Origin of the sequence: Flavobacterium daemonense (assembly GCF_007341385.1) — a bacterium.
GTDB classification, from domain to species: domain Bacteria; phylum Bacteroidota; class Bacteroidia; order Flavobacteriales; family Flavobacteriaceae; genus Flavobacterium; species Flavobacterium daemonense.
The window spans coordinates 463,023-485,209 of sequence record NZ_VJYD01000002.1; the positions used below are offsets into that span (position 1 = coordinate 463,023).

The following is a 22,187-nucleotide window of genomic DNA, read 5'->3' on the forward strand; positions in this document are numbered from 1 at the left end:
TTTATTTGTGAAATTATAACGTTTTCGTTCTTTTAATTATCGATTTTTTAGTTTATCCGAATTTATTAGTACTGCAAAAGTTCTATATTTGTTGTTCTTTCAAAAAAATTAAAAAACTAGTCAAATGAAAACTTTAAACGATTTCGATTTTAAAAATAAAAAAGCAATTATTCGTGTTGATTTTAATGTCCCTTTAGATGAAAATTTCAATGTAACTGATGCAACACGTATTGAAGCTGCGAAACCTACAATTGATGCTATTTTAGCGCAAGGAGGAAGTGTAATCTTAATGTCGCATTTAGGGCGTCCAAAAGGTGCTGAAGAAAAATATTCATTAAAACATATCTTGAAAACGGCTTCTGAAATTTTAGGAGTTCAAGTTCAGTTTGCTTCAGACTGCGTTGGCGAGCCAGCTCAAACTGCTGCTAAAAACCTAAAACCAGGGGAAGTTCTTTTATTAGAAAATTTACGTTTCCATGCTGAAGAAGAAGCTGGAGATGTTGCTTTTGCAAAAGAATTGGCTTCACTTGGAGATATTTATGTAAACGATGCTTTTGGAACTGCTCACAGAGCGCACGCTTCGACTACAATTATTGCTCAGTTTTTTCCAACTGAAAAATGTTTCGGAACATTATTAGCAAAAGAAATCGAGAGTTTGAATAAAGTTTTGAAAAACAGTGAAAAACCGGTAACTGCGGTTCTTGGAGGTTCTAAAGTTTCTTCAAAAATCACGGTTATCGAAAATATTTTGGATAAAGTGGACCACATGATCATTGGCGGTGGTATGACTTTTACTTTCATCAAAGCACAAGGCGGAAAAATTGGTGAGTCAATCTGCGAAGATGATAAACAAGAATTGGCGCTTGAAATTTTAAGATTAGCTAAAGAAAAAGGTGTCCAAGTTCACATTCCAGTTGATGTAGTTGCTGCTGACGATTTCTCAAATACTGCAAATACACAAGTTGTTGATGTAACAGCAATTCCTGACGGATGGCAAGGTCTTGACGCTGGTCCAAAATCTTTGGAGAACTTCAAAAAAGTGATTTTAGAGTCTAAAACTATTTTATGGAATGGTCCATTAGGAGTTTTTGAAATGGAAACTTTCTCAAAAGGAACAATTGCTTTAGGTGATTATATCGCTGAAGCAACTAAAAATGGTGCTTTTTCATTAGTAGGTGGAGGAGATTCTGTTGCTGCTGTGAAACAATTTGGTCTTGAAGATAAAATGAGCTACGTTTCAACAGGTGGTGGAGCTATGCTAGAGATGCTTGAGGGCAAAGTTTTACCTGGAATTGCAGCAATTTTAGACTAAAATATCACAATTAACATTTTTTTGCGTATTTTTAAACACTAAACTTTTTAGTTTTGCAAAAATAAGCATCTTATAATTGTTTGATTTATAAGATTTTAAAAAAATGTTATATGATTGTACGGAAAATATCTATAATAGTAGGAGCTCTATGTTCAATGTCGATGTTTGCACAGCAATCTGCATCATCAGAAACTGAAATAAAGCCGGAAGTAAAATTATCGTATCTAGACTCGGTTAAAAGCACTTTCAAAAAAAATGAGATGGCTGCAAAAGCAGACAGTCTTTGGATGAAAGAATTAACAAGTCTTGATATTTACGATGATTTATCGAAAGATATTCAAACTATTAATTCAGATGTTACGGTCGATGAAGAATTGCCAACAGAATTGTTGAAACAGCGATTACAGGCAATGAACGAAAAATCGCCTTTTCATATCGAGTACAATCAAGGTTTAGAAAACATAATAAAGTCATTTCTTAAGAATCGCAAAAAGTCATTTTCTCGATTAATGGCTTTATCAGAATACTACTTCCCAATTTTTGAAGAGTCTTTTGCAAAAAACAATATTCCTTTAGAAATAAAATATTTAGCCGTTGTAGAATCTGCTTTAAATCCTAAAGCAGTTTCTAAAATGGGCGCTACAGGACTTTGGCAGTTCATGTACGGAACAGGAAAACAATATGCGCTGAAAATCGATTCATATGTTGATGAGCGTAGTGATCCTATGAAAGCTACTGCGGCCGCAAGTGATTACTTTACTAAAATGTTTGAAGTTTTTGGTGATTGGGAACTGGTTTTGGCTTCTTATAATTCAGGACCTGGAAATGTTACCAAAGCAATTCGTCGTTCTGAAGGGAAAACAAATTACTGGGATATTCGTAGTAATCTTCCGAAAGAAACCCAAGGTTATGTACCGGCCTTTTACGCAACAATGTATCTTTTTGAATATCATAAAGAACACGGAATCAACCCAGAAAGAGCTGTTGTAAAGAACTTCGAAACGGATACAATAAATATTAAAAAAGAAATGACTTTCAAACAAATCGCCGATTTGCTTGATATGCCTCAATCTCAAATTCAGCTTTTAAATCCTTCTTATAAATTAAATGTAGTGCCTTATTATCAAGGTGAACAGCATTTTTTACGTCTTCCGAAGGATAAAATCGCCACTTTCGTTTCAAACGAAAAACAAATTTATGCTTATGTAGATTACCAATCTGCAAATCGTGCACTTCCAGTAAAACTTGCTCTTAAGGTAGCGCCAAAAGCGAAACCTCATCAAGAAAAAATTATTGACACAGATATGCAGCTTTATAAGGTGCAGAAAGGTGATAACTTAGGTGCTATTGCCGAAAAATATAATGTCGATATCGCCGAGTTAAAGAAGTGGAATAACTTAAAATCAAACTCTGTTGCATTAGGAAGAACATTGAAAATCAAGTCGGATGTTGATCCTGCGAAGATTTCAAAAGATGCAAAATCAAGTCTTGCAGTTGAGAAAAAATCGGAAGAGGCAATTGCTTCTGCTGAGGATAAAGATAAAAATGCTGCAGAGCCTCAAGAATATGTTGTAGCTGCAGGAGATAATTTAGGTAGCATTGCTAAAAAATTCGGTACGACTATTGCGGAGTTAAAAGAACTTAATGGTCTTACTTCAAACAATATTGGTTTAGGAAAAACATTAGTGATTTCTAAAGAAGTACCTGTAATTGAAGAAACTGCAAATGTAAATACAGCGTTAGCAGCAAATGCGTCTGTAGATTCATTTAAGAAAAGTGCGGTATCTAAAAAAATCAGCGAAGATTATTACGTTAAAAAAGGAGATTCTCTTTACAGCATTTCAAAAAAATATCCTGGAGTTACAATTTCAGATATTAAAAAATGGAATGGCATTAAAGATGGAGATATAAAACCCGGAATGAAACTTAAAATAAACGGATAATAAAAAAATCATCTAAATTTGGGTTTTATTTCATAAATTAAAAAAATGAATAAAACCCATTTTTTATTTCTAATACTGCCGTTTTTACTGGTTTCGTGTTTAAAAACCGATAAACAGTCTCAACCTGTATCTGGTAAAACCAATACCATTTCGGTCATTATCGATGATCAGTTGTGGTACGGCGAAGTTGGCGATACGATCAGAAATAAATTTGCATCGCCTGTTTTGGGCCTTACTCAAGAAGAACCTCTTTTTACAATAAATCAATATCCAGCGCGATTGCTTGAAGGTTTTGTAACCGACAGCCGAAGCATTATCGTGGTCAAAAAAGCGGCATTGGATAAGTTTGAAATTATTCGCAGCAAAAAACTTCCTCACAACACTTTTCGCATTTATGGAAAATCGGTAGATGATATTATCTGCAGCATTGAACTCAATGCGCCGCAAATGATTAAAATAATTCACGATGCTGAGATAGAGAAAATTCAGCAGGACAACAGCAAATCAATACTCAATCAGGCGATTATCAAAAATAAATTTCATGTTGCATTAGAAATCCCAGTTGGTTATGAATACATGCTGCATAAAAAGAATTTTATTTGGCTTAAAAGAAATATCATAAGCGGCAATACGAGTTTGCTCATTTATGAGATTCCGATAACATCTTTTAAGAAATCAAATGTTGTAGCAGATATAATCAAAATGCGGGATTCTGTTGGAGGCTACATCAAAGGGAGAGAACCAAACACCCGAATGATTACTGGCGAAGCTTACGCGCCATATTTTACCAATATACTTCTAGACGGTAAAAAAGCGTATGAAACCAAAGGAAGCTGGGAAATGAGAAATGATTTCATGGCAGGACCTTTTATCAATTATGCAATTCTTGACGAAACTCATAATCGAATTTTGGTTATTGAAGGCTTTTGTTATTCACCATCTAATCAAGAACGTGATTTGATGATGGAATTAGAAGCGATTATTAAAACTGTCAAAATTGATAAAAAGTAAGTGTTTCTTATTTTTTAACCGCAAGGTTCGCAAAATTTTATAAAAGCACGATAAATTAAAAACATTATTGACCCTTGCGTAATTCTTTGCGGCCCTTGCGGTTAAATCTGAAACCTAAATCCTGAAACTTCAAAACATTTTTCTTAAATTTGTTTGTAACAAACGTAAAAACAAATACTTATGAAAAATGTAACCGGAATATTAGTAGTATTGATTTTGAGTTTTATTTCTTGTAAAAAAGAAGTGAAAACAGAAACTGAAGCCGCAAAAAATTTAGATAGTATTAAAACGGAAGAGCCAGTTGCTGAAGCTGAAACACCTGTAGATTCTGCAACTGAAGTAAAAGCTTGGCAAGATTATGCGACTCCTAGCGAAACTCACAAAATAATGGCTGAAGAAGCTGGAACATGGAATTGTGAAATGACTTTTTGGTATGAGCCAAACGGAAAGCCTGAAAAAGCAACTTCGACTGCAAATGTGAAAATGGTTCTTGGAGGACGTTATCAAGAATCAGATTATAAAGGAACTATTATGGGAGCTCCGTTTGAAGGAAAAGGAACTTTGGCTTATAACAACGTTACTAAAGAATATACGAATACTTTTATCGACAATATGGGAACCGGAATGATGGTGGCAATGGGCAAATATGACGAAGGTTCAAAAACGATCGAATTGAAAGGAGAAGTTGTAAATCCAGTGACGGGCAAAAAAGCGCCATATCGTGAACTTTATCACATTGTTGACGCGACAACTCGAAAAATGGAAATGTTTGACACTAAAAACGGCGCTGAATATAAAAGCATGGAAATCGTGATGAAGAAAAAATAAGTATTTAGTTTCGATTAAATAATAGAAATCCCGATTGCAATTTGTGATCGGGATTTCTATTTGATGTAATTTTGCGAAAATTAATAGTAAACAATAAACCCAAAACACGAAACGACATAAAGAATGGAGTTAAAATGGAAAATAAAGCCGTTTGAGGCACTAACGGTTCACGAGCTATATGATTTGCTTAAACTACGAAGCGAGATCTTTGTAGTGGAACAAAACTGTGTTTATTTAGATCTTGACGGAAAGGACAAGAAAGGATTGCATTTGATTGGTGAATATGACGGCAAAATTGTTGCTTACACGCGTTTGTTTGATGCTGGAATAAGTTTTGATAACGCATCGATAGGAAGAGTGGTTGTTGATGCCAATTATCGCGACAGAAAATGGGGTCATGATTTAATGCGTGAATCAATTGCAGCTATTAAAGAAAATTTCGGGAAAGATCAAATTACGATTGGTGCGCAATTGTATTTAAAGAAATTCTACGAAAGTCATGGGTTTGTACAATCAAGCGAAATGTATCTTGAAGATGATATTGAACATATCGAGATGATCCGAGGATAAAAAAACATTAATGCAAAAATGTTGCGTTATTGTTTTTGGTGTTTAAATTCTTTTAATAATTATCTATAAAACAATTTAATAGCGGTTTTTTTTGAAGTATTACTTTAGGATAAATTGAAGTTGTTTTTTCCTTCGGGGAATTAAAAACTTTAAATTTTCGTAATCAAAAATTCAACTCTGCGGTCGTATTTGTCTCCTTTTCCTAATGGGAATTTATTACCGCAGCCTTGATACGTCATGCGGTTTTTGGATACTTTTTTTGAACTTAAATAATTAAAAACCGTTTTGGCGCGGTTCCAGGAAAGCCGTCTTTCTTTGGTTGCATTGTCGATTCCATCGTCATACATATCTGGAGTACAGCAAACGTGGCCTCGTATTTCAAATTGAAGACTTTTTTGCCGGAGCAGTATTTCGGCAATTTTGTCTAGTTCTTTTTTAGAAGATGAGGTAAGAACAGAACTTCCCATATCAAACAGAATGCTTTCTAAATATATTTTGTCGCCAACTTTTAAATTGTCTTTAAAAGAAGTATAAATTCCTTTTCCAAAGCTATTCCGTTTTACTACTATCAAATCGACCCGCCGATTCCGAGAACGGGTCTCGTGAAGGTTCTCAATCGTGTCAGGCCGGACCACAATACGGCCTTTTCCTTCTAAAATCACGATTTTGCTTTGATGAAATCCAGCATCTACCAATAAGTTCTGAATCGTATTGGCACGATTGTTTGATAATCTAAAATTATATTCGTCCGTACCGCGATCATCGCAGTAGCCGTAGATTTGAATTGATTCAACTTTTGTTGTATCAATGCTTTTAATGAAATTAATTACAACTTCGGTTTGTTTGGGAGTCAGATCATATTTGTCAAACTCAAAATAAATGGTTTCAATAGGTTTTTGCTGTGCCGATAAATTGTAAATAATAAACAGAAATAGGGCTAAACAAAGTTTCATTTCATTTTTACATTTTTAAAATCGTTTTGTACTCAGTTTGGTTATTTAAAACGCTGACCGCTTTTTTAATCTCTGAATTGTTTTTTAAATAAAATTGATATAAACCTTCTTGGTATTGGTATCTCTTAATGAGTTCTTCCTGAATTAAGCTTCTGATTTCCTTTTGATTTTTATCCAGCAATGTAGTTTCGCTTTTTTCTAAAGCAGCCAATAACTGCTGATATTCTGGTGCAATTGTTTCGTCTATTTTTTCGGTTTTGGCTGCAGTCAAAGTATTTTTCAAAGCAATTTCCGTTTCAGTATCAAAACTGATTTTGTTTGTTTTTAGATATTGTTTGAAAGCGGTATAATCTGCATCTGTTAGCACCGGAATTTTGTCTCCTAAGTTTGGATTTTTGTAGTAATACGTTGTTGCGTAATCAAAAATACCGTCGTTTTTTAATAAAGCGCTCGTAATCGGACTCATTTTTGTTTCATCCAATTCAATATCTGGCAAAACACCTCCGCCATCATAAACCGTTCTCCCTTTTCGGGTTTTAAATGCATTAAAGTTTTTGGCATCGGTTTTTTGTGCCACACCGTTTTTGTCTTTGTGCGCATAATCAAGCGCTTGAATACAACGGCCAGATGGTGTGTAGTAACGAGAAATGGTAACTTTAAGTTGTGTTCCGTAAGTCAAATCGACAGAACGCTGTACCAAACCTTTTCCAAAACTTCTGCTTCCAAGAATTACTGCACGGTCTAAATCCTGCAAAGCTCCGGAAACAATTTCAGAGGCTGAGGCACTTCTTCCGTTTACTAAAATCGCAAGCGGAATTTCAGTGTCAACTGGATCTTTGGTTGTTTTATATGTGTTGTTGTGTTTTTCGATTCTTGATTTCGTTGTAACAATAACTTCGTTTTTCGGAACAAATAAATTACAAATATCAATTGCTTCGTTCAATAAACCTCCCGGATTTCCTCTTAAATCTAGAACAATTTGAGTGGCTCCATCGGCTTTTAATTTTTCCAAAGCGTCTTTTACTTCAGCTGCAGCTTTTCTGCTAAAGTGTGATAAAACGATATAACCGGTTTTCTCATCAATTTTTCCATAAAAAGGAACCGATTTAATATCAACTTCGTCCAAAACCAATTCGGTTGTGTTTGTTTTCCCTTGACGAAGGTATTTAATTTGGATTTTGGTGTTTTTTGTGCCTTTTAGCAATTGCGATGCATCGTCCTTGAAATCAGCGATCATAACATCGCCAATCTGAATAATTTCATCGCCAGCTTTTAGTCCAGCTTTGTCTGCAGGATAATTTTTATAGGGCTCGCGAACGATCAAGCGATCTTTTTTTCTAGAAATCAAAGCGCCAATTCCAGTATATTCTCCAGTATTGTTGATTTTGAAATTCACAACATCCTGCTCATTAAAATAAACCGTGTACGGATCTAAACTTGCCAGCATGCTTTTAATGGCTTTGTCCATCAAATCACCAGGATTGGTTTCGTCTACATAATTTGTATTAACGGCTTTGAATAAAGTAGTGAAGATTTCTATTTGTTTGGCAATTTCAAAAAAATCTTCTTTGAAACTTGCTCCAACAAATAAAAGGCCCGACGCAACAGCCGGTATAATGAATTTCTTTTTGAAATATGGATACATAATTGCGAGATATCTTAAATTATAAAGTACTAAAATAAGAATAAATCATCAATTACGATTATTCGGACAGACGAATCTCAAGAGGCTGTCTCAAATGGATTGATTATAAGGGATTCTGAGATTCTGGTTTGTTTTCAGAATCTGTAGTTTTGTTTATTTGCTGAATGAATTTCTCAAACAATTGAATCGTTTTGGTATTGATTTCTTCATACGATAATTTGTCTTTTGTCTGATAAAAAAGCATGAAAGCATAAGGCTGATTCAGATTATCCAAAAGCAGATGTTTGTTTAATCGATAGGTTTCTCTTAGAACTCTTTTGAAGTAATTTCGGTCAGCGGCTTTCTTGAAATATTTCTTAGAAACGGATACGCCGACTTTTGTATTGCCCTGATATTCTTGATCCGCTTGACGGTAAACCAAACGAAGCGGATATTTTGAAACCGATTTCCCTTCAGAAAACAGTAATCCGATTGTTGTTTTGCTTTTTAAGCGTTCGTTTTTAGGGTAATTGAAGTTCATTTAGTTCAGAAAAAATTTGCAAATTTTAGGGCAAAGGTACAATTAAACAAGAAAAACGGTTATTGTTTTTAATTTTTATACCGCTAAAAATTTATTTACTACTTTTGGCAATTAATTTTTCAAGCATGCAAAAGATAATTTCGTACCCAATATCCGTTATTTACTATTTATGTTTTGGATTGTGTTTGGTTGTTTTTCATCCAATACAATGGATCTGCCTGAATGCTTTTGGTTATCAGGCACACAAGAAAAGTGTTGATTATCTGAATTTTTTCCTTTTAAGATGTACAAATCTTGTTGGAACAACATATAAAATTGAAGGTGTAGATACGATTCCTACTGGCGTGCCGATCATTTTTGTGTCGAATCACCAAAGTATGTACGATATAATTGCAATGATTTGGTATTTTAGACGATTTCATTGTAAATTTGTAAGTAAGAAAGAGTTAGGAAGCGGCATTCCAAGTGTTTCTTTTAATTTGAGACATGGCGGATCTGTGCTTATTGACCGTAAAGACCCTAAACAAGCGATTCCTGTAATCAAAGGCTTGTCTGAATATATCGAAAAAAACACCAGATCTGCAGTTATTTTTCCGGAAGGAACCCGCAGCAAGACTGGAAAACCTAAAGAATTTGCTCAAAGCGGTTTAAAAATTTTATGTAAATACGCACCGTCAGCTTACGTAGTGCCGGTGAGTATCAATAATTCATGGAAAATGGTTCGCTATGGCATGTTTCCTGTTGGTTTAGGAAACAAATTGACTTTTACCGCACATAAAGCAATGGCAGTAAAAGATTATGATTTTGCCGAGTTGATGGCTTTGACCGAAAAGGCCGTTGTTGAAGGAGTAAACGAGTATAAATAGATTTTTGTTTTTAGTCCGAGCTGAAACAAAAATCCCAAATCAAAAATAAGTAATGTCTATAAAAAACATTAGATTAGAAGTAATGCAGTTTTTGGAAAAAAACGTGGATAGCTTCGTTGAACAGTATTTAATTCCAGTGGAAAAAATTTGGCAGCCGTCAGACTTTTTGCCTGATTCTCAAGGAGAAAATTTCTTTGAAGAGGTAAAAGAGTTGCGTGAAATTGCTAAAGAACTTCCATATGATTTCTGGGTTACGCTTGTTGGTGATACTATCACTGAAGAAGCTTTGCCTACATATGAATCTTGGTTAATGGATGTAGAAGGTGTCGATCAAGTTGAGAACGGCGGAAATGGCTGGTCAAAATGGATCAGGCAATGGACCGGAGAAGAAAACCGCCACGGAGATCTTTTAAATAAATACTTGTATTTGTCTGGCCGTGTGAATATGCGTGAAATCGAAATGACGACGCAGCATTTAATCAACGACGGTTTTGATATTGGAACTGGAACTGACCCATACAAAAACTTTGTATACACTAGTTTCCAGGAATTAGCAACTTATGTTTCGCACAACAGAGTAGCGCAAATGGCTAAAAAGTTTGGCGACAACAAATTGTCTAAAATGTGTAAAATGATTGCGGGCGACGAAATGCGTCACCATCATGCATATAGCGAATTTGTAACTAGAATTTTCCAAGTTGATCCTAGCGAAATGATGTTGGCTTTTCAATACATGATGAAGCAGAAAATCGTTATGCCAGCACACTTTTTAAGAGAATCTGGGCAAAAAATCAGTTCTGCGTTTGAACAGTTTTCGGATTCAGCACAACGTATTGGCGTTTATACTGCAAATGATTATGTTGATATTATGCAAAAATTAATCAACAAATGGGAAATTGATAAAATTACGAATCTTACTGACGAAGCTGAAAAAGCACGTGATTATTTAATGAAATTGCCAGCCCGTATGGCTAGAATTTCTGAAAGATTAGTAATCCCTGCAGAATCTCACATTTTTAAATGGGTTGAACCTGCTAGACTTTAAATTTTAGATTGTAGATTTCTGATTTTAGATTTTTACAATTGATATTAATATTGAAAATATTGTTGATTGTTGAGGTTTTGAAACTTTGACAATCAACATTTTTATTTTAAGAAAACAATTAAAAATAATCTGCGTTAACCAGTTAAAATCCGCGCCATCTGCGTGCCATCCTCAACACAAAAAAACTATGAATACTTCGCAACTTATTAATAAAACAATCGCTTTTGTAAAAGAAAAATTAAATGATGCCGAAGGTGGACACGATTGGTTTCACATCGAACGCGTTTATAAAAATGCGCTCTTAATTGCGAAAGATACTAATTGCGATTTAGAAGTTGTACAGCTTGGCGCTTTGTTACATGATATTGCAGACAGCAAATTTCATAACGGCGACGAAACTATCGGCCCGAAAACAGCTCGATTATTTTTAGAATCAGAAAATGTTTCGGAAGATATTATTCAGCATGTTGTAAATATAATCGAAAATATCTCATACAAAGGGGGCAATTTTGAAAAGAAGTTTTCTTCTGTTGAATTAGATGTTGTTCAGGATGCAGATCGTTTAGATGCAATTGGCGCGATTGGAGTAGCACGAGCGTTCAATTACGGCGGATTCAAAAACAGGGCTTTATTCGACCCAGAAATTGCGCCGCTGACCAATATGACAAAAGAGGAATACAAAAAAAATAATGCACCAACAATAAATCATTTTTACGAAAAACTATTGCTTTTAAAAGATAAAATGAATACCCAAAAAGGCAAAGAAATCGCAACTGAAAGACACCGCTTTATGGTAAACTTCCTAGCGCAATTTTATGCCGAATGGGAAGGAGTGAAGTAAGTGTTCAGTATTCAGTTTTTATTATTCAGTTGTAGTTTTTAGTCTTGTTTCTTAGTTTCGGTTTTCAGTCTTGTTTCTTTCATCTTACTTCTTTCATCTTTCACACGACATCAAACATCTTCTCATCTAACTCTTTGAACAAAACCCTGCACAGCATTTTTAAATTCTTGGTTCTTTTCATAATACAAGATGTGACCGCCGTTGATGATTTTAACTTCCTGATTCGGAAATTTGAATGAACGATAATGATCGGGACCGATGTTGTTGTCTTTAGTGCCAGAAATGATAAGCGTTGGAACTTTAATCAAAGCAGTTTCTTTAGTAAAATCTCCAAAATAAATAGGATCGGCTAACGCGTGTTGTGCGAACGAAGAATTTCTTTTTTGACTGTTGTCAATGCTGTCTAATTTTTCCACATTTGCTTTATTGTCAGACAGTATTTTATAATTCAAGTCGGTTTTACCAAGAAGTTTTTTGGCTTCAAAAAAGGCGTTTAATACAGAATCGTTATTTTCTAGCGTTACATTTTCACCAAGAAGGTTGTTTATAAATGAAATTTGATTCCGAAGCGAATAATTTATATCGAGAGTAGAATTTAGGAGAATTAAGCCTTTTACATGTTCTGGATATTTTTTGGCATATTCGGTGGCAAGAATTCCTCCAAAGGAATGTCCCATTATAAATACTTTAGAAACATTGAGATAACGGCGAATATCTTCAATATCGTCAATCATTCGATCCAGACTGTAATTGTTGTCTACCGCTGATTCAGATCTTCCGCATCCTCTTTGGTCGTAGTAACACATGGTTAATTTATCTTCAAGGATATTGCCGTCAAGTTCCTCAAATGATTTGCTCCAAGCGCCTGGACCGCCATGTACAAAGATGCAAACGTCGCCTTTTCCTGAAATTTTTGAGAATAAAGAAACGCCATCTGATGTTTTGATGGTCGTATTGTTTATTGGTTTTATTGTGGTGTTTTTTTGGGAAAACCCATTATAAACAAAACACAATAATAAAATAAGAATATTGCTTTTTCGTGTCATTTTATAATCGTTTTGATAATTTAGCTGAGGTAGTTTCGCTATGCTAAATATATAAAAACTGCAAACACAAAAAACAAAAAACAACAAACAACAAACAAGTTGCTTGCGTACCAGAACTAGCTTTTGTTTAAAAAATAACTAATTAGTAATGCAATAATAAAACCTAATGTAAACCACAATAATCGAGCAACTCTGTTGTCTCTGATTATTTCTATTTTATCATCTTCTGACATCTTTGATAAATTTAAGTTGCTCAAAAATAGCAGATACATAATTTGACAATGATCGATTTAGGTTTTTAAAATGTAAAAAAAAGACATTTTATAGAGACGAAAATGTCTTTTTTTGAATTTAAAAGATTAACTGCATCCGCAATCAGTTCCGTTGCCGCAGTCTTTTTTCTTTTTAGATTTCCAAAAGAATTTTTTGATCAAGAAAGCGACGGCAAATCCTAATATGGCAAAAGCTATAATTTCTTGAATCATAATGTTTTATTTTAATAATTGATAAGCCAATAAGGCGGTTAAATAAGCAAGACTGCTCATAAAAACCAACTGCATTGCAGGCCATTTCCATGAATTCGTTTCTTTTTTAGTGATGGCAAGCGTACTTGCGCACTGCATGGCAAAAGCATAAAAAAGCAATAAAGAAATTCCGGTCGCAAAATTGAATACCTTTTGTCCAGTATCCGGACGTATTTCTTCTTGCATTTTGCTTTTTATCGTGGCTTCGTTATCGCTGTCGCCAACGCTATAAATAGTCGCAAGCGTTCCAACGAAAACTTCACGCGCCGCAAATGAGCTGATTAAGGCAATTCCGATTTTCCAATCGTAGCCCAAAGGAGCGATTGCTGGCTCGATTGCTCTTCCCATCAATCCGATGTATGAATTTTCAAGTTTTTGCGAAGCGACTTCGTTTTCAAACTGAATTTGAGTCAGGTTCTCTGTTGCGAATTTTTCTTTCACGATAGATTCTGCTTCGTTAAAATCTTTTCCAGGTCCGTATGAGGCCAAAAACCATAAAATAACAGATATTGCCAAGATGATTTTACCCGCTCCAACAATAAAAGCTTTTGTTTTCTCGACAACATTAATTCCGACGTTTTTAAAAAGCGGCATTTTGTAGTTCGGCATTTCGACAACAAAATAAGTTTTGGACTGCAGTTTTAAAACTTTATTCAAAATATAAGACGATAAAATTGCTGTTGCAAATCCCAATACATATAGACACATCAATGTCAATCCCTGAAGATTTAAAATTCCAAAAACACGAGTACTCGGAATTACCAATGAAATAATAATGGCATAAACAGGTAATCTTGCAGAACAAGTAGTGAATGGCGTTACTAATATCGTAATAAGGCGTTCTTTCCAGTTTTCAATATTTCGAGTGGCCATAATTGCCGGAATGGCGCAGGCCGTTCCTGAAATTAAAGGCACAACACTTTTTCCCGAAAGTCCGAATTTGCGCATTATTTTATCCATTAAAAATACAACGCGGCTCATATAACCGCTTTCTTCTAAAATGGAAATAAACAAGAACAAAAACGCAATTTGCGGAATAAATATGATAACTCCGCCAATTCCCGGAATGATTCCCTGTGAAAGTAAATCGGTTAAAATCCCACTTGGCAATTTTTCGGCCGCCAAGGCGCTTAATGAGGCAAAAGTGCTGTCAATGAAATCCATAGGAATAGTTGACCAGCTAAAAATGGATTGGAATATTAAAAACAAAATCGCAAAGAAAATTACATAGCCCCAAACTTTATGCGTTAAAACACGGTCAATTTTTGCGCGGACATCTTTTGCGATTGAGGCATCAACTTTTAAACCTTCTTTTAAAACATCATTTATAAATTGATAACGTTTAATAGTTTCTTTTTGCTGTAAACGTTTTAATTCAGAATGCGATTTAGTAAATGTGGTTCTGATTTCATTTCGATCCAAATTTGAAAAATTAACGTCCTGAGTAATTACAAGCCATAATTTGTACAACAATTGGTTTGGAAAAGCGTGTTGCAGTTTTTTGAAATATTCTTCGTCAATTACTGAAGCATTTAAACAAGGTTGATGCGGAATGGTTTTATATGAAACAATTAGCTCTTTTAATTGATCGATTCCTAAACCTTTTCTTGAACTGACTAAGGCGATTTTGGTTTTTAGTTTTTCTTCTAAAAACGGAATATCAAGTGAAATTCCTTTACGTTCCATACGATCAGACATGTTGATGACTAAAATCGTCGGAATCTCAAGGTCTTTTATTTGTGTGTAAATCAGTAAATTTCTTTTTAGATTTTCTACATCGGTAACTACAACAGCAACGTCAGGGTAAAGTTTGTCGTTTTTGTTGAGCAAAAGTTCAATAACAACGCTTTCGTCCATTGAACTTGCATTCAAACTGTATGTTCCCGGTAAATCAAGAATGTTGGCTTTTATATTATGCGGAAGCTTGCAGAATCCCATTTTTTTCTCAACCGTAATTCCAGGATAATTTCCAACTTGCTGATTTAAACCTGTTAATTGATTGAAAACAGAAGTTTTTCCGGTATTTGGGTTTCCAATAAGGGCAACATTGATATTTTGAACACTCATTACAAATTGGTTTTGATAAGTTCAACTTCAATTTCGCGAGCGGTTTCAATACGAATCGCGACATGCGAGCCGTTAATGTCAAGATATAAAGGATCTCCAAAAGGAGCAATTTGTAGCAATTCGACTTCACTGCCCGGCAAACAACCCATTTCTAATAATTTTAGAGGAATAAGATCGATGTCGAAATCTTTGATTATGGCTTTTTCGCCTTTTTTCAGAGTGTGAATTGTATTTTGCAAGCTTATTTAGATTGAATTTAGATTGCAAAAGTAGGCAATAATTCTTTATTTCAAGGCATTTAACACATTGGATTATGCTAAATCTTTCTAAAAATTAGGGATTTTTTTCGTTCGACAAGAAATCAATGTCTTCTAACAGACGTTTGATTTCCTCTTTGTTTGTTCCATCATAAAATCCGCGTACGCGTCTTTTTTGATCAACCAAAACAAAATTTTCGGTATGAACCATATCATAAAGCTGATCTGGTCGTCCTAGTTTTACAGCCAAATACGATTTTCTGGCCATTTTGTAAATTTCTTTTTTATCGCCGGTAACCAAATTCCATTTGCCGTCAACAACGCCATATTTTATCGCGTACGCTTTTAAAACCGGAATACTGTCAACCTCAGGAAAAACGGTGTGCGAAAGCAACATTACTTTTGGATTGTTCAAAACTGCTTTTTGTACCTCAACAAGATTTGTTGACATTTTTGGACAAATTGAACCACAAGTAGTAAAGAAAAAATCGGCTACGTATATTTTTCCTTCGTAATTTTTTTGCGTGATCGTGTCGCCGTTTTGGTTTACAAACGAAAAATCGGCAATGGTGTGGTACTTGGTTTTATATTGAATGGTACTATCGACCAATTCTGGATTTACATCGGATGGATTGTAAATTGGAAGCGTTTTTTGTGGCTTTAAAGCCGAATAAAATAAAGATATCGTGACAACCGAAAATACAATTAGAACAATAAAGAATTTGCGGTATTTATATAAAAGCGATTTCATAAAAATAATTTGGCGCAAAAATACAAAAAGAGCATTTTAAAAGTCGCAGTTATAACACTTTTTAACAAGATGCTGAAGTTTGGTTTGCCACGAATTTCACGAATTTCCACTAATTTTTTGTTTCTATTAAAATCTTTGGCAATTTTAAAAAGAATTGATTTGAATATTAATTCGTGAAAATTCGTGAAATTCGTGGCAAAACATTCTTTAAACTTTCGGCTTTCGTATCGATTTATTTACCAAATAAATTCCAATCAACGTAACGATGCCGCCAACAATTATAGCTTGCGTAAGCATTTCCCCAAAAATAAAAAACCCTAAAACCATAGCAACAATCGGATTTATATAAACATAAATACTGCTGATTTCTGTTGGAAGGTGTTGCAACGTATAAATAAAGGCGATGAAAGTCAAAACGGAACCAATAATCACAAGATAACCAATTGCCCACCAAGAAGCGATAGGAATTTCGGTTAATGAAATATTCATACCCAAAGGTTCTGTAATTCCATAAAGTATAAAACTGGAAATCAGCATTTGCAGGCCTAAACTAAAATACGGATTGAAACTGGCCGCTTTTTTCTTGATGAATAATATTCCGAAAGCCCATGTAATTGTTGAAATAATCGTCAAAATTATTCCGAATTGAAAATCAGGCTTGAAAAACTCTGTCAAATGATCCATGAAAATAATACAGATTCCACAGAAACTGATTAAAATTCCGGTTATTGCCAGTTTTGCAACTCGTTCGCCATTGAAAAAGTTGATGATAATAATCCAAATCGGAAAAATGGCGCTTATAATGGCTCCTAATCCGCTGCTGATATATTTTACTCCCCAAGTGCTCAAACCATTGCTGCAGACAAAATTCAAAAAAGCCAGAATCAGAATGGTGATCCATTGTTTTCCTTTTGGCCAAGGTTCTTTTTTTAGAAGGAAATAACCAACGTAAATCAGTCCACCTAAAAATTGACGAATCATGGCTAATTGAAGTGCCGGCATATGTTTTACGCCTTCTTTTGATGCAAGCCATGTTGTTCCCCAAGCAAAACTTACCCAACACAGCGCCAGAATTGGCAGTCCAATTATTTCAATTTTTCCTGATAAAGCGGTCTGAATTTTCTCTTTCATTTTGCTGTTTTTCTTTGAACAAATATTCCAAAAACAATTTCGAATATTGGGTATAAATCGCACAAATTATTGATGAAAGTTTTAAATATTATCCATTCGAATATTGAATATCAGGCTGAGGTTTGAATTATTGGTAAATTTTAACATAATATTCAAAATAATAACAATATGTTTGTGTATATACTAAAACAATAAATTATAATGATTAAAAAGCTTACTAAACCTATGTTTTGTGTAGTTTCTGCAATGTTCACATTAACTGCAGTTCAAGCTCAAGATGCAAAACCAAAAGAACCAGGTATCAATATTGCAAATATGGATACAAAAGTGAGTCCGGGTCAGGACTTTTTTCGTTATGTAAACGGAGCTTGGCTTGACAAGACTGAAATTCCTAGTGACAGAAATTCATGGGGAAGTTTTAATGAATTGCGTCAAAAAACAGACGAGAATTCTCTTGCTATTTTGAAAGAAGCTTCGAAAAATCCGAAGTATAAATCAAATACTGATCAAGGTAAAGCAATCGCTTTGTTCAACACGATCATGGATACGGTTGGAAGAAACAAAAGAGGTGTTACACAGCTTCAGCCTTATTTGAAGAAAATCGACGCTATTAAAAATGTGGCTGATCTTCAAAATTATATTACTGAAATGCAGCTTTCTGGCGGATCAGGTTTCTTTGGAGTTTATGTTGGTGCTGATGCTAAAAACAGTAATAAAAATACAGTAAGCTTAAGCCCAGGAACTTTAGGATTGTCTGATAAAGATTACTACAATTCAGATGATAAAGATTCTAAAGAAAAACGTGAGAAATATGAAGTTCACGTTGCTCGTATGATGCAGTTTATTGGAGAATCTCCTGCTAAAGCAAAAGAAAGCGCAAAACAAATTTTGGCTTTAGAAGTTGAAATGTCTGCACCAAGATTGGACCGTGTTGAAAGAAGAGACAGAAGAAAACAATACAACCCAACTGCTGTTGCTGATTTGAAAAAGAATACGCCATCTATTCAGTGGGAAAAATACTTCGCAGGAATTGGAATGGCAAAAGTAGATACTGTAAATGTGGCACAGCCTCGTTACATGATCGCTTTGGAAAAAACTTTTACTGAAAAGAAAGTAGAAGCTTGGAAAGAGTACTTGAAATGGTCTTTATTAAACAGAGCTGCTTCAACTTTGACTACAGAAATTGAAAACGCAAACTTTGATTTTTACGGAAAAACATTAACTGGAGCTTTAAAACAGCGTCCACGTGAGGAAGTTGCTTTGCAAGTAATCAACGGAGCGACTGGTGAAGCTTTAGGAAAACTTTACGTAGAAAAATTATTCCCAGCTGAAGCAAAAGAAAAAGCAAAAGACATGATCGCTAATGTTATGCTTGCTTACGAAAACAGAATCAACGCTTTGCCTTGGATGTCTAAAGAAACTAAAGTTAAAGCAATTGAAAAATTGAAAAAATTAACGATCAAAATTGGATATCCTGACAAATGGAAGGATTATTCAAAATTAGAGATTAAAGACGTTAAAGAAGGGGGTACTTATTTTGATAATATGAAAAATATTTCAAAATGGGCTTACGCAGATAATTTAGATAAACTAGGAAAACCTGTTGATAAGACAGAGTGGGGAATGTCTCCACAAACGGTTAATGCTTATTTCAACCCATCTTACAATGAGATTGTTTTCCCAGCTGCAATTTTACAGCCGCCATTCTACAATTACCAAGCTGATGCTGCTGTAAACTACGGTGGAATTGGAGCTGTAATTGGTCACGAAATCTCTCATGGATTTGATGATTCTGGTGCTCGTTACAATGCAGACGGAAATCTTGTTGACTGGTGGACAGCTGACGACTTAAAACAATTTACTGCTCTTGGCGGTGAATTAGCTGCTCAATACAGTGCTTTAGAGCCGTTGCCAGGAATTCACGTTGATGGTAAATTTACTTTGGGTGAAAACATTGGTGACTTAGGTGGAACAAATGCTGCATACGACGGATTACAGTTGTATTTAAAAGCACACGGAAATCCTGGATTAATTGACGGTTTCACACCAGAACAGCGTTTCTTTATTTCTTGGGCTACAGTTTGGAGAACAAAATCTAGAGATGAAGCAATCAAAAGCCAGGTTAAAACTGATCCGCATTCACCAGGAATGTACAGAGCAGTTGTGCCAATCCAAAACTTAGATTCATTCTATCAAGCATTCGGAATCAAACCGGGAGATAAAATGTATGTTGAACCAGACAAAAGAGTTAAAATCTGGTAATCTATATATTTGATAAAAAGTAAAACGGCGCTTATTAAGCGCCGTTTTTTTTATGTTGTTCTTTCTCATTTTGAAAAGCTATAAATGTAAGTTTCAATAGCTTTTAACTCCTCGTCAGACATTTCTTTTGTTATTGCAAAATTGGTCTGCATTACCGCAAATTGACTAGGATCAACAATTGGATCTGCATTTCCTTTTAAGAAAGTTGGAATATCGCCTTTTTTGTCTTTATACATTTTTGCTATTTCTTGAATACTTGGACCAATTACTTTTTGATCAGGCTGATGACAAGACGTACAATTTCCTCTTCCTTCAAAAATTTCTTTTCCTAAAGCTTCAGGAGTTGTCGCTTTCGCAGATTCTCCTTCAGCAGAAGTTTCAGTCGTTCCTTCAGATGATTTTCCAAAAGGTTCCTGACTTTCTTTTTTACAGGAAGCAAATGCTAAAACAGCGGCTAAAAATATTGCTTTTTTCATAACTATCTGTTTAAAATTACGGCTGCTTCTTTTGCAAAATAAGTTGAGATAATACTAGCTCCCGCACGCTTAATGCAATAAAGTTGCTCTATCATAATTTTGTCGTGGTCAAGCCATCCTTTTTCTGCTGCGGCCTTTACCATTGCGTACTCACCAGATACTTGATAAACGGCAACCGGTACATGAACGGCATTTTTTACCTCACGAACAATGTCCAAATAAGCCATTCCTGGTTTTACCATTACGATGTCTGCACCTTCTTCAACATCTAATAACGCTTCACGAATTCCTTCAATTCGGTTAGCATAATCCATTTGATAAGTCTTTTTATCTTTTGGAATATTTTGAGAATCTACCGGAGCAGAATCTAATGCATCACGGAATGGTCCGTAAAACGCGGAAGCATATTTTGCACTGTAACTCATAATCCCCACGTTATGGTGGCCATTTTCTTCTAATGCTTTTCTAATCGCCAAAACTCGTCCGTCCATCATGTCGCTTGGTGCTACAAAGTCGGCTCCCGCTTCAGCGTGGCTTAAACTCATTCGGGTTAAAGCATCAACCGTTGCATCGTTGATCAATTGACCGTTTTCGATAATTCCGTCGTGACCGTAAATAGAATATGGATCTAAAGCTACATCAGGCATTACGATCATTTCCGGAACTGCGTCTTTAATCGCTCGTATGGTTTGTTGCATCAAACCGTCTTTGTTCCAAGCCTCGGTTCCTTTATTATCTTTTAAATTATCGCTTACTTTTACGTAGATATTTACCGCTTTGATTCCTAAATCCCAAGCTTCTTTTACTTCTTTGATGGTGTTGTCCAACGAGTGACGATAAATTCCTGGCATAGATGGAATGGCAGATTTTATGTCTTTTCCTTCGGCAACAAACATTGGAAGCATAAAATCCTGTGGACTTAAACTGGTTTCACGAACTAACGAACGAATAGATTCATTGGTTCTTAAACGACGATTTCTTTGTAATGGAAACATTCTTTTTTTGTTTAAAGTTTCAGGTTTCAGGTTTTTATTCTGAAACTGAATATTGTTATTGTATTTGAATTTTAGATTTTAGTCCCGAAGCTTCGGGACAGATTTTAGATTTTTCTGCAAGCTTAATTTTTTATTTTATTGATTTATATTCTTTTGACTTTATGACATTAAACTTTCGACTTATTATTTAATAGAAGCGTTGTAAATATCTTTAATTGTGCTGCTTAACTCATTATTAAATGCTTCGTCAGATTGGTTGACGGAAAGTCCTTCTGACAGAGCTCTTGAGAAACTGGCAATCAAACCATGATTTTGAGCTAATTTTTCATTGGCTTCTTCTCTTGAATATCCGCCTGATAATGCTACAACGCGAACGACATGCGGATCAGTCATTAAATCGCTGTAAAAATTATTTACAGCTGGAATAGAAAGTTTCAGCATCACTTTGACATTATCGCTTAAAGAGCTTAACTGTTTTTTGATTTCTTCCTTCAAAATTTCTTCTGATTTTGCTTTATCTGCACTATAAATATCAACTTCAGGTTCAATAATCGGAATTAATCCTTTTTCAAAAATTTGCAATCCGACTTTAAACTGCTGTTCTACAACATCGCGAATTCCAGTTGGATTGGCTTCTTTGATAACAGAACGCATTTTAGTTCCAAAGATATTTCGTTCCACAGCACGGTCAAGCAATTCGTCTAAATTCGGAATTGGTTTCATGATTTGAACACCATTTGAAAGATCAGCAAGACCTTTATCGACTTTTAAAAACGGAACGATATTTTTTTTCTCCCATAAATAATCGGCCGTCCATTGTCCGTCGATTTTACGATCCATCGTATTTTCAAAAAGAATTGCTCCAAGAATATACTGACTGTCAAATGATGGACTTTTAATAATTCGCGTTCGCATCTCATGAACTAGCGTGTACATTTCTTCTTCATTTGAGAAGCTGCTTTCCAGAACTCCGTATTGTGCTAATGCTTTTGGAGTGCTTCCGCCGCTTTGATCAAGTGCCGCTATAAATCCTTTTGCAGATTGCATCCGACTTAATTGCGCTGTCTTCAATTCTAAATCTCTCTTTTCCATAATGATGATTTTTAATTATTAGAAATTGCTGCTCATGTATGTTTTTATGCGT

Annotated in this window: 21 protein-coding genes; 9 read left to right on the forward strand and 12 right to left on the reverse strand. The window is 34.9% G+C overall.

The features are described 5' to 3' along the window. Positions 1-124: 124 nt before the first annotated feature. The 5 genes from FND99_RS04280 to FND99_RS04300 all read left to right on the forward strand — a co-directional run bounded on the left by FND99_RS04280 (position 125) and on the right by FND99_RS04300 (position 5,664). A complete protein-coding gene (locus FND99_RS04280; RefSeq protein WP_144336741.1) occupies positions 125-1,312 on the forward strand; it encodes a phosphoglycerate kinase in 1,188 nt (395 codons plus the stop codon). Between the two features lie 110 nt (positions 1,313-1,422). Further along, entirely contained in the window at positions 1,423-3,255 is a 1,833-nt protein-coding gene (locus tag FND99_RS04285) for a LysM peptidoglycan-binding domain-containing protein (protein ID WP_144336742.1), read from the forward strand. A 45-nt stretch (positions 3,256-3,300) separates the two neighbouring features. Further along, positions 3,301-4,266 (forward strand): DUF4837 family protein, encoded by a 966-nt coding sequence (locus FND99_RS04290; RefSeq protein ID WP_144336743.1) that lies wholly within the window; start codon positions 3,301-3,303, stop codon positions 4,264-4,266. A 180-nt stretch (positions 4,267-4,446) separates the two neighbouring features. After that, positions 4,447-5,094 (forward strand): DUF1579 domain-containing protein, encoded by a 648-nt coding sequence (locus tag FND99_RS04295; protein WP_144336744.1) that lies wholly within the window; start codon positions 4,447-4,449, stop codon positions 5,092-5,094. Positions 5,095-5,217: 123 nt separating this feature from the next. Further along, positions 5,218-5,664, forward strand: a complete 447-nt coding sequence (locus FND99_RS04300; protein WP_144336745.1) for a GNAT family N-acetyltransferase — start codon at positions 5,218-5,220, stop codon at positions 5,662-5,664. A 149-nt stretch (positions 5,665-5,813) separates the two neighbouring features. Here FND99_RS04300 and FND99_RS04305 read toward each other — a convergent pair whose 3' ends face one another. The 3 genes from FND99_RS04305 to rnpA form a co-directional block, all read right to left on the reverse strand. Further along, positions 5,814-6,617 (reverse strand): OmpA family protein, encoded by an 804-nt coding sequence (locus FND99_RS04305; RefSeq protein ID WP_144336746.1) that lies wholly within the window; start codon positions 6,615-6,617, stop codon positions 5,814-5,816. A 7-nt stretch (positions 6,618-6,624) separates the two neighbouring features. Next, complete coding sequence (locus FND99_RS04310) at positions 6,625-8,262, reverse strand: S41 family peptidase (RefSeq protein WP_144336747.1); 1,638 nt, start codon at positions 8,260-8,262, stop codon at positions 6,625-6,627. Positions 8,263-8,365: 103 nt separating this feature from the next. Then, positions 8,366-8,782: a ribonuclease P protein component gene (gene rnpA, locus FND99_RS04315; RefSeq protein WP_144336748.1), complete on the reverse strand. Its 417-nt coding sequence runs from the start codon at positions 8,780-8,782 to the stop codon at positions 8,366-8,368. 125 nt (positions 8,783-8,907) lie between these two features. On the opposite strand from rnpA, the gene FND99_RS04320 reads away from it, so the two are divergent. The 3 genes from FND99_RS04320 to FND99_RS04330 all read left to right on the forward strand — a co-directional run bounded on the left by FND99_RS04320 (position 8,908) and on the right by FND99_RS04330 (position 11,534). Beyond that, positions 8,908-9,648: a lysophospholipid acyltransferase family protein gene (locus tag FND99_RS04320; RefSeq protein WP_144336749.1), complete on the forward strand. Its 741-nt coding sequence runs from the start codon at positions 8,908-8,910 to the stop codon at positions 9,646-9,648. 52 nt (positions 9,649-9,700) lie between these two features. Then, positions 9,701-10,693 (forward strand): acyl-ACP desaturase, encoded by a 993-nt coding sequence (locus FND99_RS04325; protein WP_144336750.1) that lies wholly within the window; start codon positions 9,701-9,703, stop codon positions 10,691-10,693. 187 nt (positions 10,694-10,880) lie between these two features. After that, complete coding sequence (locus FND99_RS04330) at positions 10,881-11,534, forward strand: HD domain-containing protein (protein ID WP_144336751.1); 654 nt, start codon at positions 10,881-10,883, stop codon at positions 11,532-11,534. Positions 11,535-11,656: 122 nt separating this feature from the next. On the opposite strand, the gene FND99_RS04335 is transcribed toward FND99_RS04330, so the two are convergent. The 6 genes from FND99_RS04335 to FND99_RS04360 form a co-directional block, all read right to left on the reverse strand. Beyond that, on the reverse strand, positions 11,657-12,580 hold the full coding sequence (locus tag FND99_RS04335) for an alpha/beta fold hydrolase (protein WP_144336752.1): 924 nt from the start codon (positions 12,578-12,580) through the stop codon (positions 11,657-11,659). 359 nt (positions 12,581-12,939) lie between these two features. Further along, positions 12,940-13,065 (reverse strand): FeoB-associated Cys-rich membrane protein, encoded by a 126-nt coding sequence (locus FND99_RS04340; RefSeq protein WP_144336753.1) that lies wholly within the window; start codon positions 13,063-13,065, stop codon positions 12,940-12,942. A gap of 6 nt (positions 13,066-13,071) precedes the next feature. Next, positions 13,072-15,171 (reverse strand): ferrous iron transport protein B, encoded by a 2,100-nt coding sequence (gene feoB, locus FND99_RS04345; RefSeq protein ID WP_144336754.1) that lies wholly within the window; start codon positions 15,169-15,171, stop codon positions 13,072-13,074. Then, on the reverse strand, positions 15,171-15,410 hold the full coding sequence (locus FND99_RS04350) for a FeoA family protein (protein WP_133523765.1): 240 nt from the start codon (positions 15,408-15,410) through the stop codon (positions 15,171-15,173). The genes feoB and FND99_RS04350 overlap by 1 nt, the downstream gene beginning before the upstream one ends. 94 nt (positions 15,411-15,504) lie before the next feature. Then, positions 15,505-16,179 carry an SCO family protein gene (locus FND99_RS04355; RefSeq protein WP_144336755.1) on the reverse strand — a complete coding sequence of 225 codons (675 nt, stop codon included), beginning with the start codon at positions 16,177-16,179 and terminating at the stop codon, positions 15,505-15,507. Positions 16,180-16,386: 207 nt separating this feature from the next. Continuing rightward, complete coding sequence (locus tag FND99_RS04360; RefSeq protein ID WP_144336756.1) at positions 16,387-17,310, reverse strand: DMT family transporter; 924 nt, start codon at positions 17,308-17,310, stop codon at positions 16,387-16,389. A 201-nt stretch (positions 17,311-17,511) separates the two neighbouring features. Here FND99_RS04360 and FND99_RS04365 point away from each other — a divergent pair, with 201 nt between their 5' ends. Further along, entirely contained in the window at positions 17,512-19,572 is a 2,061-nt protein-coding gene (locus FND99_RS04365) for a M13 family metallopeptidase (RefSeq protein WP_144336757.1), read from the forward strand. Positions 19,573-19,637: 65 nt separating this feature from the next. Here FND99_RS04365 and FND99_RS04370 read toward each other — a convergent pair whose 3' ends face one another. From FND99_RS04370 to FND99_RS04380, 3 genes are all read right to left on the reverse strand, one after another. Then, positions 19,638-20,048 (reverse strand): c-type cytochrome, encoded by a 411-nt coding sequence (locus tag FND99_RS04370; protein ID WP_144336758.1) that lies wholly within the window; start codon positions 20,046-20,048, stop codon positions 19,638-19,640. Positions 20,049-20,050: 2 nt separating this feature from the next. After that, positions 20,051-21,043: a porphobilinogen synthase gene (gene hemB / locus FND99_RS04375; protein ID WP_144336759.1), complete on the reverse strand. Its 993-nt coding sequence runs from the start codon at positions 21,041-21,043 to the stop codon at positions 20,051-20,053. A gap of 183 nt (positions 21,044-21,226) precedes the next feature. Continuing rightward, positions 21,227-22,135 (reverse strand): fructose bisphosphate aldolase, encoded by a 909-nt coding sequence (locus FND99_RS04380; protein ID WP_246074168.1) that lies wholly within the window; start codon positions 22,133-22,135, stop codon positions 21,227-21,229. Between the last annotated feature and the right edge of the window lie 52 nt (positions 22,136-22,187).